This is a genomic window from Cyclobacterium sp. L-R, assembly GCF_056859355.1.
Genome location: NZ_JBSXOH010000097.1, coordinates 205,917 through 218,765 on the forward strand (window position 1 = coordinate 205,917; position 12,849 = coordinate 218,765).

At 38.3% G+C, this 12,849-nt stretch carries 11 protein-coding genes and 2 tRNA genes; 7 read left to right on the plus strand and 6 right to left on the minus strand.

Translation table 11 applies throughout. The features are described 5' to 3' along the window. The first annotated feature begins 162 nt into the window (after nt 1–162). The 4 genes from AC13EX_RS22485 (at nt 163) to AC13EX_RS22500 (ending at nt 3,334) form a co-directional block, all read left to right on the plus strand. On the plus strand, nt 163–351 hold the full coding sequence (locus AC13EX_RS22485; protein WP_482894430.1) for a hypervirulence associated TUDOR domain-containing protein: 189 nt from the start codon (nt 163–165) through the stop codon (nt 349–351). Then, a complete protein-coding gene (locus AC13EX_RS22490) occupies nt 302–418 on the plus strand; it encodes an HVA1 family protein (protein ID WP_482894431.1) in 117 nt (38 codons plus the stop codon). The genes AC13EX_RS22485 and AC13EX_RS22490 overlap by 50 nt, the downstream gene beginning before the upstream one ends. 174 nt (nt 419–592) lie before the next feature. After that, nucleotides 593–1,954, plus strand: coding sequence for a hypothetical protein (locus tag AC13EX_RS22495; RefSeq protein WP_482894432.1), 1,362 nt, complete (start codon nt 593–595; stop codon nt 1,952–1,954). 135 nt (nt 1,955–2,089) lie between these two features. Then, a complete protein-coding gene (locus tag AC13EX_RS22500) occupies nt 2,090–3,334 on the plus strand; it encodes a dipeptidase (RefSeq protein ID WP_482894433.1) in 1,245 nt (414 codons plus the stop codon). Nucleotides 3,335–3,512: 178 nt separating this feature from the next. Here AC13EX_RS22500 and AC13EX_RS22505 read toward each other — a convergent pair. Both AC13EX_RS22505 and AC13EX_RS22510 read right to left on the minus strand, forming a co-directional pair. Next, nucleotides 3,513–3,586 (minus strand) — tRNA-Asp (locus tag AC13EX_RS22505). 417 nt (nt 3,587–4,003) lie between these two features. Beyond that, nucleotides 4,004–4,077: transfer RNA gene (locus AC13EX_RS22510), tRNA-Asp, on the minus strand. A gap of 676 nt (nt 4,078–4,753) precedes the next feature. Here AC13EX_RS22510 and AC13EX_RS22515 point away from each other — a divergent pair. Further along, entirely contained in the window at nt 4,754–5,479 is a 726-nt protein-coding gene (locus tag AC13EX_RS22515) for a VIT1/CCC1 transporter family protein (protein ID WP_048644157.1), read from the plus strand. A gap of 677 nt (nt 5,480–6,156) precedes the next feature. Here the strand turns inward: AC13EX_RS22515 and AC13EX_RS22520 are convergent. The 4 genes from AC13EX_RS22520 to AC13EX_RS22535 form a co-directional block, all read right to left on the minus strand. Next, nucleotides 6,157–7,002 (minus strand): alpha/beta hydrolase, encoded by an 846-nt coding sequence (locus AC13EX_RS22520; RefSeq protein ID WP_482894434.1) that lies wholly within the window; start codon nt 7,000–7,002, stop codon nt 6,157–6,159. Between the two features lie 161 nt (nt 7,003–7,163). After that, nucleotides 7,164–8,339 (minus strand): 6-bladed beta-propeller, encoded by a 1,176-nt coding sequence (locus tag AC13EX_RS22525; protein WP_482894435.1) that lies wholly within the window; start codon nt 8,337–8,339, stop codon nt 7,164–7,166. Between the two features lie 7 nt (nt 8,340–8,346). Further along, entirely contained in the window at nt 8,347–9,924 is a 1,578-nt protein-coding gene (pckA, locus tag AC13EX_RS22530; protein WP_482894436.1) for a phosphoenolpyruvate carboxykinase (ATP), read from the minus strand. 354 nt (nt 9,925–10,278) lie between these two features. Next, entirely contained in the window at nt 10,279–11,115 is an 837-nt protein-coding gene (locus AC13EX_RS22535; RefSeq protein WP_205749790.1) for a 1,4-dihydroxy-2-naphthoyl-CoA synthase, read from the minus strand. Between the two features lie 113 nt (nt 11,116–11,228). Between AC13EX_RS22535 and AC13EX_RS22540 the strand changes: the two genes are divergently transcribed. After that, nucleotides 11,229–12,290 carry an AMP-binding protein gene (locus AC13EX_RS22540; RefSeq protein WP_339716161.1) on the plus strand — a complete coding sequence of 354 codons (1,062 nt, stop codon included), beginning with the start codon at nt 11,229–11,231 and terminating at the stop codon, nt 12,288–12,290. Continuing rightward, nucleotides 12,287–12,715: a DUF2141 domain-containing protein gene (locus tag AC13EX_RS22545; RefSeq protein WP_482894437.1), complete on the plus strand. Its 429-nt coding sequence runs from the start codon at nt 12,287–12,289 to the stop codon at nt 12,713–12,715. Before AC13EX_RS22540 ends, AC13EX_RS22545 begins: the two co-directional genes overlap by 4 nt. Nucleotides 12,716–12,849: the final 134 nt, after the last annotated feature.

Here is a 12,849-nt window from a genome sequence, read left to right on the forward strand (position 1 = left end):
AGCATAGGTTCAACCCGGATTATGTAATAGGATTTCTCTGTCCTGATTGTCAGGGGTGAAGCCTGTCCCGTGTTTACGGGAAGTGTTGCAATCGCAAGAAAATCAGGTTGTTTGGATTTTTTAGCATAGCCCCACTATGGTGAAATTAAAAACAGCAACGAAATGGCTGATTTTGAAGCGATTTCAGCACGTAATAGATTGTCTATTGCATATTTCGAGTTCAAAGTAGGAGACGAAGTTACTTGGAACTCAGAAGTTGGGCATGTGTCAGGAACAATCATTAAGGTGCATACCGCTGATTTTGATTACAAAGGGTATACATCATGCCAGCGAGGAAGAACCTCAGTATGAAATAAAAAGCAGCAAGACAAATCACATAGCAGCCCATAAAGGCAAAACACTAAAAAAGAAATCTTAAACCCTTCAAATATCGGATGTTGGGACCAAAGCGTAAAGGAGAATCGAAGCTTAAAGCAAGGGGTTCTTTATCTGAGGAGATTGAAAAATAAAACCAATATAAAATTAATTGTTTAGATTTATAGTAAATGATAAGGAAACCACTTCAACCTTAATTACTGAAATCTTAAACATTATGTCAAAGAAACAAATTGCTGATAGAGCAACTGATTCACTTTCTATTACAAAAATTTTAAACACTAATCCCCTGCTTTCCCGACGCGAAATGCTTGGGATAACTGGTGTTGCAGGAATTACAGCCTTGTCGGGTATACCCACCAATGTTTTCGCAAAAACTACAGCAAACAAGCCTCGTATAGCAGTATTAGCTAGTTATTGGGGTGAGACTAGATCCCATGCAGACTGGATTGTGACCAAACTATTAGATGGTTATTGGTGGAAAGGGGAGTATATACCCTCCAGGGTTGAAGTTGTAGCCATTTATTTGGATCAGTACGAGACAAGCGTTTTGGGTCAGAAAGTAGCCAAATCGAAAGGTATTCCGGTGTTTAAGACTGTTGGCGAAGCAGTAACACTAGGAGGTGAAGAACTGGCAGTGGATGGCGTTGTAATTGTCGCCGAACACGGCGATTATCCCAAAGACCTTAAAGGACGCTGGCTTTTACCTCGCTGGAGGATTTACCAACAGGTTGTAAAGGTTTTTGAACAGAGTAAGCGTGCTGTTCCGGTTTTTAATGACAAGCACCTCTCTTACGATTGGGACGAAGCAAAGTGGATGTTTGACAAATCCCGAGAGCTAAACTTCCCTTTAAATGGAGGGTCCTCTATACCAGTTTACTATCGTAAACCAGAGAAAGAACTTGATATAGACACGCCTTTAAAACATTCGATCGTAGTTGGAGGTGCTTCCGATGAGGGTGGCATTTTCCATTGTATAGATGTGCTTCAAGCTTTTGTAGAGCGGCGAAAGGGAGGCGAAACAGGTGTTAAGTCAGTACAATCCATTCGAGGGAAAGAAACATGGGAATGGGTCGAGCGCAATTCTTGGGCCAGTAAGCTGCTTGAGGCTGTGGCCGAAGATTTTGACCTTAATCCAGGACACTTTCAAGAGAACAATCGAGCTAATGTTTGTATCGTAGAATACAATGATGGAACCAAAGGAGCAGTGATTTCTGGAAAAGGTGTAGGTTGGACCTTTGCTGGAGAGATTGAAGGGCGGAATGAACCTACGATCGTCTCTATGCTAGGTTGGGCTGGTCCATTTGACCAGTATCATGCCTCCAATGCCCAGCCACATTGGATCACAGAGATGATGGTGACCAAAAAGGAACCGTTCAATGCAGAACGTTTACTTCTGTCAACAGGGATAACAAACCACTATGTAGAATCCAACTGGGAGAATGGTCGCTATTCTGCTGTCGGTCGTCGTATCGAAACGCCGTATATGAACATGACTTATCGAACTACCCGTGGCGCACAATTCAATACTGGAGAGCGACCACCTGCTCGTCCTTATATTCGTGGGTTTGATCAATAGGTCCGCGCTAAGCGCATTCAAAGAACCATAATATTTAAATGGGTTTTTTATTGAGGCAATAGCTTTGCCTGTCTACCAAAAATCCATTTTAATTATTCGCATAAATAAATTAAAAAATAATAAAAGCATATATAAATGAAACGCCGAAATCTTATTAAGGGCTTAACCTTATTACCAATAGCAGGAAGTGTATTGCCACTTCATTCTTTATTGGCAGGAGCTAATGGAAGTAAAAAACTTCCAGTGATGCCTCAGGATAAAATAATGCCGAAGTTGCATCGTGAAGCATTTGTGATGGATGGACATGTACATGTAATGACCCGTGAGTTGCTGATGAATACAGACATTGGTCAAAGATATTCCGACGGAACCGTTGATTTACCAAGGGCAAAAGAAGGTGGCTTAGATGCCATGTTTTTCACGGTTTATACTCCTGAGCATTATTACCCTGGAAGGTTTGAGGTAAAGAACACGTTTCGTGTTATAAATCTTGCTTTAGATCAGATAAAAAAGAATAACTCAGTCATTGAATTGGCGCTTAATGCTAAAGATATTAAACGAATCAATAAGAAAGGTAAAATGGCTGCTTTTCTTGACTTAGAAGGAGGCTTTGACTTAGATGGAGATATTAATTTACTTAGGGCACTTTATCGCTTAGGTTTAAGGTCGATACAGCTTACTGCACACAATACCACAAATGCCTTTATAGATACTTGCAATGATGTAAGTCGTTGGGGTGGGATAAATGATTTGGGGAGAGAAATTATCGCTGAAATGAATAACCTTGGGATGGTTATTAACATTGCCCATGCATCCAATGATGCCATATTACAAGCAGCGGAGGCAAGTAAACACCCAATAACCTACAGTCATGGGGGTTTTTACAGTATTGTGGCACATCCACGTTGTATTACAGATGAGGCAGCAAAGGCCGTGGCAGCAAAAGGAGGGGTGATAGGTATTCACTTTGGCAGTCTATTTAACAATCCTAAATACTGGGCTTGGCAAACAGCCCCTAAAGAAACTACACCCGAGTCAGTGAAGGAATCAACCTCCATGAATACAATTGAAGAGGTTGATGATGCAGTGAGAAAAGAAGTTCCTCTGGTCTTCAATGGCACCATTCCTGACGAATATTGGATGCATGTGGATCAGCTAGCCAAAGTGATCGATTATGGGGTAAATTTAGTTGGTGAGGATCATATGGCCTTAGGTTGTGATTTGGATGGAGGACCTGAATTGCCACGAGAAATTAAAGACATTAGCGATTATCCTCAGATTACAATGGCAATGCAAAGATTGGGGTATAGTGACAAACGAATTAAAAAAATTCTTGGTTTGAACTGGCTACGTGTAATTGAAGAAGTGACGGGGAGCTAAAATGAGTATATCATTTGATGGGCCCTAGGCCTATCAAATGCATTCCGAGGATTATTGCTCTGGTGAAGGAAGTGATTTAGGTGTTTCTTGTGGATTTTTTGAAGTCTAATCTCATGACCCCTAAAGTAAAACACCAACCCATAAAAGCTAAATGATTAGCTAATTTGGGTTGGTTTTGCGGAATGGACGGGACTCGAACCCGCGACCTCCTGCGTGACAGGCAGGCATTCTAACCAGCTGAACTACCACTCCTTTTTATTTCTATCTTAAGTTTCATACCAACGGCCTTCCCGAAACATCGGGACATTCTAACCAGCTGAACTACCACTCTTTTTTATTTCTATCTTAAGTTTCGAACCAACGGCCTTCCCGAAACATCGGGACATTCTAACCAGCTGAACTACCACTCCTTTTTTTTCTATCTTAAGTTTCGAACCAGCGGCCTTCCCGAAACATCGGGACATTCTAACCAGCTGAACTACCACTCCTTTATATTTCTATCTTAAGTTTCGAACCAACGGCCTTCCCGAAACATCGGGACATTCTAACCAGTTGAACTACCACTCCTTTTTGGTTGTTCATTTCTTCTATATTCAATTAATTCAAATATAGAAAAACAATTGTTTACTATGAAGGCAAAAAAAAGCCTTGGAATTCCAAGGCTATAAGCGGAATGGACGGGACTCGAACCCGCGACCTCCTGCGTGACAGGCAGGCATTCTAACCAGCTGAACTACCACTCCTTTTTTTGTTTGTTTATTACTCCTCGTTTGAAGTGATACAAAGGTAGAAGAATGTTTGTTTTTTTACAATAGTAGGGCAAAAAAAAAGAGTTGATTTGCTTTATCACTTTCATATTCAAGGAGATTAATTTCAATTATTATTTTTCAATCTGGTAATTCATTAGTTTTTTTAAAAAATGAAGCCATTTATTATCAATTTCTAATTTCTCCGGAAGTCAAATTGATTGATGGATTCCATTCTTTTAACTCTGATCTGTTAGTTCTGGCTTAAATTTATGGAAATCAATTGGCTTAAGTAAGGAGCGATTTGTAAAAGGTTTTGTACTTGGTGGTGGAATCAATAGTACCTTTCAGGAATATAATATGGCCCAACTTCTTTTTATTTTCCAGACTAATTGATTTTTTGTAAATTCAAAAGGCATCGTGAAAACTGTACTTTGCAGGGTCATTAAACCCGGATTAATAGAATTCGTGATAGCCTGTCCCGTGTTTACGGGAAGTGTTGCAATCGCAAGAAAATCAGGCTGTTTGGAGATTTTAGCATAGCACCGCTTTGGTGAAATTGAAAATAGCAACGAAGTGGCTGATTTTAAAGCGATTTCAGCACGTAATAGAATGTCTATTGCATATTTCGGGTTAAATAATTATTCAATTGTAGACTTTAAATAGACAAGATTTGGAAGAGTCAGAATTACATCAGGAATTACCTTTTTTTAAAAACCTTCAGGAATACTTAAGAGAATTTGTATATGGCGGTATAGATGGAGCTGTTACAACCTTTGCGGTTGTTGCAGGGGCAGTAGGTGCTAATCTAGATCCTATGGTGATAATTATTTTGGGCTTTGCTAATTTATTTGCAGATGGATTGTCCATGTCCATTGGTGCCTACCTTTCTTCCAAATCAGAGAAGGAGAATTATCAGAAACACAAAAACATTGAATATTGGGAGGTAGATAATATTCCTAAGAAAGAACGGGAAGAAATTGTTGCCATTTATAGGGAGAAAGGATTTAAAGGAGAGCTTTTGCAAGAAGTGGTGAATGTCATTGTTTCTGATAGAGACAGGTGGGTAAATGAAATGATGAAGGACGAACTAAATATGATTGAAGAAGTCAAGAGTCCTTTCAAAATAGGCCTTGCTACGCTTATTTCCTTTATTGCTGTTGGATTTATTCCACTTACAGTTTACATGTGGGATTACTTTTATGAAGCGAACTTTGACGTGTTTTTATGGACTTGCTTGCTTACCGGAGTTGCATTTATCTTTGTGGGTGCTTTAAAAAGCTGGGTAAATCAAACAGGCATTTGGCAAAGTGTAATCGAGACACTTGCACTAGGGGTCATAGCAGCAATGGTTGCCTATTTTGTAGGAGATATTTTAGAAGCATTACTGCTAAAATAAAAAAAAAGCCTTTGGGTTACAAAGGCTTCTAGGTGGGTTTATTTTAACCGACTACAGCTATATTTTTGGCGCAATGCCTTACTGAGTAAGTATTTAAATTGTTATGATTTTTTAAACTTAATAAAAACAAATGGAATCGCAAGCATCATTTTAGCTTATCTTTCGATTAAGTTAAAAAAAAATTAATAATTCTATATTTTCTATTTTTACCAAATAATATTTTATGAAATTTTCTTCAAAATCCATAATAAAGTGTTTTAATTACACTTTTTAAGCTTAAAAAAGGATTTTGGTACAGGATAATAACAATCTTGAATTGTATTTTATTCTGCCATGTTTTCGCTTCTATTTTTTTTAGCAAGCTAATGCATGGTAATATATTTTCTAGGTATTTGTTTTCAGTCCTAGCCGATGCTATCCAAAAGTTTGAGCTTGTCCCCTTGTAAGTGCTAGGAGTTTGGCTTAAATCTGAACTCGGAGAGTTTGGGAAAGGAACAGGGTAGGAAAGTTTGAAAAAAAAGGCTGCAAAATTGAATAATATTTGTTGAATTCAGGCTCAACAAAGCAGAATAAATTAATAAGCCAATCCTTACAATTATAACTGTCAGGATTGGCTTTAGTCTGTTATTCAATAAAATAACTAAAATACAATATTGCTTTACCTGCTACTGATAGGTTCATTCAGTTTCAGAATTGGGAAGTAGACCTATTTTCTTTAAAAATGCCTCAGTTTCAATTATTGTTTGTTCGTAAATCTCACGGTTTTTATAATTAAAAAAGCCATGGGGTTGTCCTTCATATAAGATTAATTCGCAATAACTTCCTAGTTTTTCCATGGCCGTTTTATAGTACCTCGCAGTTTCTACCGGAATCAATTGATCTTTGGTTCCTAGAAAAAAAAGTGTCGGTGGAACACCCGTATTCAAGTTATGGAGAGGGGAGACATCTTTGTACCTTTCAGCTACTCGGTCATACCCATATCCGGCTGGTCCATTGTCTATTACAGGGTTAAATAAAAGTAAGGCAACAGGCTTGGTGCTAATTATTCCGTTATCCTGACCCTCAAAGCCTGGAACAGTTGCAGTAGCAGCGGCCAAGTGTCCACCAGCAGAACCTCCGGAGGCAATGACCTTGGCACTATCCAAGCCAAACCGTTCAGCATTCTTTTTAACGTATTTCATAGCGGATTTTGCATCCTCAATCGCATCAAAAGGACTGGTCTTTTGTCGTGAAGCAACCCTATAGTCTACCAATATGGTTACAAAACCTTTTTTAGAAAAGTGAAGGGCATGTGGTCGGAATTGATCCCAACTACCAGAAACCCATCCACCGCCAAAGAAAAACACCATTGCAGGTTTGTCTTTCTTTTGTTCGTCTGAAAGGTAAATGTCCATTTTTAAAGAATCGTTACCAACTATTTTATAGGTCTCCACTACATGGTTTTGAGCTTTACTAGAAGAGGGATTCAATAGCAAGGTGGATAAAATTACAAGACCTAAAAGGGTGTGAATTCTGCTTTTCATTTAATTGATGGTTTATAATGGGCTTAATTACTGAATAGTGAAAAATGATGTCCAATTCTTTTGAAATTGAATGAATGCTTTAAATTGAAACACATGAATTGATCTTCCTACACGAAGAATCAATGCTTATTTCTTTAAATTATAATTTGAACAGATATCCGCTAAAATGCAACTTTAAATTTCAGAATTATAGGATCTTCCTCATCAGATAATTTCTCAATACTTTGTAGGAGTTTTTCTTCATATTTGCCAAAATACCCTAAGTCTAAAGCCCTTTGCCAATCTGTTTGTTGCATGGCTTGGTAAAAATAACCTTCCGCTGAACAACTGTTGTTTCTAATATTTAATAGCGCCTTTGTCATTTTGAGTCCTCCGGTATTTCGGGAGATAAACACATCATAAAAAGGAAAGGTAGAAAGGTCTGCTTGGTCGAAAAGAGGGTTTTTTTCAATACCATAGGCCATAAATTTAAGTATACCTTCACTGTAATCAATTTGCCCTGTATTAAAGGCATAATTTTGAGAAAGTAATATTTTTTCTACAAAGGCTTCTCCTTCTAATTCAAAATCATCCGGGCTGATACTTTTGTCTCCAAAATTTAAGATGACGAAAGGTTTGATCGCATCATGCTGATAACTGTATATGGTATCTGAAAGGCCAAAACTTAACAGTTTACCCTCTTCCATGTTAGCAAACATTCCAGGGTTTAATTCGCCACTATAGGGCAGGGATAAAATAGGGAGGGTATTCACCTTCCCGGATTCTGTATTTACTACATGAAAAATTTCTTGCCGCTCGTTGCCTGGAGGTTCAGAAGAAATCAACCAGTTATATGCTGAAATAAACGACACCGTAGGAACGAAATTATAATCTCCTAATTGAATTTCTTCCTTAAATTCAAATGCAGGTAAGCCATATTTTAATATTGATCCTCTTCCTGTGCTTATGTATAGTTCATTGTTATCAACAATCAAGCCGTGTAATGACGGATATTCACCTGGGCCTTCTCCTTTTTTATTCCAGCTCTGAAGGTGGTTTCCTTCCAGATCAAATGTATGAATAGAAAGGTCTTTATAGCACCTGCTGGCATAGAAAATCTTATCATTAACGACCAATTCGCTTACATTGCAAGAAAGGTTTATCAAGGTGTCCTTTGGCGCCATCAATGGGATAAATTCAACTTCAGAGACAATTTCTTCGAATGCCAGGAGGGAAAAGTTGTCAATTAAAAAAGAAGGGGTGCTTTTAGTTTCCCCTTCTTTTTCTTTTGTTTGGCATTGTAACAGAAGCATTCCTAGTAAACCAATGATAACACTGTAAAATCTGATTTTTCCCATTTGCTATTTACTTGGGACCTGCTTTGGAAATGTTTTCATCCACTTGATCTTCAAATTGTTTGAAATTTCCCTTAAAGAGGTTGACCAATTTATTTTTTACTTCACTAAACTTAACTTTGTCTTCCCAGGTGTTTTCTGGGATTAATATTTCACTAGGCACACCTTTGCAGCTTGTCGGGATTTGAAGATTAAAATCCCCTTCATTGGCAAATGTAGCATTGTCGAAATCTCCATTATGAATTGCATCCAAAATGGCACGTGTGTACTTTAATTTAATTCTTGATCCTACTCCGTAGGAGCCTCCGCTCCAGCCTGTATTTATCAGCCAAGCGTTTACATTGTGTTTTTTAATTTTGTCAGCCAGTAAGTTAGCATATTTATTTGGGTGCCACATCATAAATGCAGCGCCAAAACAAGCACTAAAAGTTGCTTGTGGATCCTTTACTCCCATTTCTGTTCCGGCTACTTTGGCAGTATATCCTGAAATAAAATGGTAACTGGCCTGCTCGGGACTCAACTTGCTAACAGGAGGCAGTACACCAAAAGCATCACAAGTCAGAAATATTATGTTTTTAGGATGGCCTGCTGTACAAGGTATTTTTGTGTTTTCAATGAAATCAATTGGATAGGCAGCCCTGGTATTTTGGGTTATAGAAGTATCAGAATAATCCACTACTCTGGTAATTGGGTCATAAATGACGTTTTCTAAAACTGTTCCATATCGAATGGCTCCAAATATATCAGGCTCGGCTTCCTCGCTTAAATCTATGGCTTTGGCATAACAACCTCCTTCTATATTGAAAACGCCGTCTTGATGCCAGCAGTGTTCATCATCTCCTATTAGCTTTCTCTTGGGGTCAGCACTTAGTGTTGTTTTTCCAGTACCTGAAAGGCCAAATAGTAAAGAGACATCCCCACTTTCTCCAACATTAGCAGAGCAATGCATGGACAGAACACCTTCTTCAGGCATTAAATAATTCATGATAGAAAAAATACCTTTTTTCATTTCTCCGGCATATTCAGTACCCAAGATCACAACCTCTTTGTTTTCCAGGCTGATCCCTATACTGGTTTTCGAAGTCATGTCAGTAGTGAAGTGGTTGGCAGGGAACTCTCCGGCATTAAAAATAACATAATCTGGTTCTCCGAAATTTTCCAATTCTTCAGCCGTAGGTAGGATAAGCATGTTTTGCATAAAAAGTGCATGGTATGCACGTGTACAAATGATTCTTACCTTTATTCTGAATTTCGGATCCCAACCGGCATATGCATCTACCACATAGAGGTGATCTTTAGTGTTGAAAAAATCTATGGACCGCTCCCTATTTACCATAAAGGTATGCTCATCCATCTCATAATTTACTGAACCCCAATCAATGTGCTTTTCGGATTCAGGGTGTCTAACGATTCTCTTGTCTTTTGGACTCCTTCCGGTTTTTTTTCCTGAAAAAACCATCAATGCCCCTGTACTGGATATGGCAGATCCTTTTTCTAATCTTAAGGCAGCCTCGTACAATAAAGCTGTTTCACCATTTCTTAAGATATCGGTTACTTCTATTTCGTACCTTTTTAAATCAAAATCCATAATGTTCTATATCTTTTAAGTTCCATTTGCTATTGCATAAAAATACTCAGAACTAGTTGATTAACCAATGTGTCAGATCAATCTAAACTATGACTAAAGTCATAAAAAGTCAATTCAGATATTATCACTGTGAGGGAGTTAAATTAAAAAGCCCAAGCTAACGAAATGTTGTCTTGGGCTTTTTTATGCTTATTAACAAGCCAACCCCTCTAAATCCTTTAAAAAGTAATGGACCTAAAACGAAAAACAAGGAAAGCCAATTCTCCGGTACTCTACCAAATTAGACTTTTTTCCATCTAAAATAAGAAATCCAAACTAGCATGTGAAATAAAGTATCGCCATTTTAATACCTGTTTAAGGGATCCATTTAATGTGTTTGAAATTTGGCTTGCGTTTTTGAAGAAACGCATCTCTTCCTTCTTTTGCCTCTTCAGTCATGTAGGCAAGTCGGGTGGCTTCTCCTGCAAATACCTGCTGCCCCACCATGCCATCATCCGTTAGGTTAAAGGCAAATTTTAGCATTTTTATAGATGTAGGTGATTTTTCTAATATCTCCTGTGCCCATTCGAAGGCAGTGTCTTCTAATTCATCATGGGGTACAACAGCATTGACCATTCCCATTTCAAAGGCTTCTTGAGCAGAATAATTTCGGCCTAGGAAGAAAATTTCCCTGGCTTTTTTCTGGCCAACCATTTTGGCGAGATAGGCAGAACCATAACCACCATCAAAACTTGTCACATCAGCATCAGTCTGTTTAAAAATGGCATGTTCCTTACTTGCTAAAGTAAGATCGCAAATGACATGTAGACTATGTCCACCACCTACAGCCCATCCGGGGACCACAGCAATGACCACCTTTGGCATAAACCGTATGAGTCGTTGTACTTCAAGGATATTTAGTCGGTGCATACCATCTTCACCAACATAACCTTGATGTCCTCTGGCTTTTTGATCCCCACCGCTACAAAAGGAATAAACCCCGTCTTTAGAGGAAGGGCCTTCAGCAGACAATAAGACCACTCCAATATTAACATCCTCACGAGCATCTAAAAATGCATCATAAAGTTCACTTGTAGTTTGAGGACGGAAGGCATTTCTTATATCTGGTCTGTTGAATGCAATCCTCGCTACACCATCACATTTCTTATAAGTAATGTCCTTGTATTCTTTAACTGTTTTCCAATTGATCATTTCCAGGCTAATTTTTTACTGCAAGATAACAGGCAATTTTAATTTTGTAAAATTAAGGCTTCCGATTATGCTTGACAGTGGATAATTTATTTATTTTGTATAGCAAAAGACCTATGATAACATTCGGAACTTCATCTTTCACCTTTAACCAAATTTTAAAGGGAGACAAAAGTCAACTTTCTCCGATTTATGTAGAAGCATTTGGTTTTTGTTTTGATTGGTTAAATGGTAAAAATGATTTTACATTACAAACATCAGGGTCTACCGGTCCTCCTAAGAATATAACGGTGTCTCGTACCCAGCTAATTGAAAGTGCAAAGGCGACCAAGCTGTTTTTTGATTTAAAAGAAGGATGTAGCATGCTTTGTTGTCTGGACACTTCCAAGGTAGCAGGTAAAATGATGCTTGTAAGAGCCATGGAGTGGGGGGCTTGTTTAAGAGTGATACCCCCAGAATCCAACCCTCTAAAGGATTTGAAAAACGAGGTTTTTGATTTTGTCGCTTTTGTGCCTTTGCAAGTAGAAAAAATGATGAGTTCTGCGAGTGGAAAAAGAGCTTTAGAACAGATTCATAATATTATCATTGGAGGGGCCTCCATTTCGCCTCAATTAAGGGAGAAAGTTGCTTGTTTGCCAGGGAAAGTTTTTCAAACCTACGGGATGACAGAGACTGTTTCTCATATTGCCCTTGCCAATCTAAAAGAAAAAGGAGACCTAAAGTACAAAGCACTACCAGGTGTTAAATTAAAAGTAGACGAGCAAAATAGATTGTCCATCCATGCAGCTATGGGAGGTTCTATCTGGTTGCAAACCAACGATGTTGTAAGTTTACAAAGTGACACAACTTTTATTTGGAAAGGAAGGTCGGACCATGTAGTGAATTCAGGTGGTGTAAAGCTTTATCCGGAAGAAATAGCACAAGAGATGAGTGAATTAATGTCTGTTTATTTTCCGGGAAAATTATTCTTCCTAACTGGAACCGCCGATGAAAGCTTGGGGCAGGCACTTATTTTGGTTGTTGAGGGGGTAGGAAATAATAGTAATGCGGTGACCTTTCTTAAGAAAGCCAGGTCAATCCTTCCCAAGTATCACAGTCCCAAACAAATCTTATTTATTCCTAAATTCAAGGTAACTCCTTCAGGAAAAATAGATCAATTGCGTACTTTAGCAAAATGATTAACCAAGCTGTAATAATTCTTGTATCTGTTTTGATGGCCTTGACAACCCAAGGTACAGGTTCACAAATTACCATTAAAATTGACCTGCAAAGTGAGGCTAAAGGTCTTGTTCAGCTTTTGCTTTTTAAAGGTGAGAAAGGTTTTCCAGATCAGTCTGATGAAGCGGTTTTAAGTGCTTCAGCAAGAGTTGAAAATGGGAAAGCAATATTCAAATTTAGTAACCTGGATAAAGGAACCTATGCAGTAGCCGCGTTTCATGATGGAAATGAAGATGGTGAAATGCGCAAAACCCTGCTGGGAATACCTAAAGATGCTTATGGCTTTTCTAATAATGCCAGAGGTACATTTTCTGCCCCCTCTTATGAAAGTGCATCATTCGAGCTGCCAGAAGGTAGCCATACCATAAGTTTTATATTAAAATAATTATGTTGAAGAACCTTCAGATAGCGATGTCTATTATAGGGCTTATAGCCGCTATAGTATACATACTTTATTTTTTTAGAGTCATTTACCACCCTTACATTCCTACTATATCAGGAGGGATTGTGATATTTTCC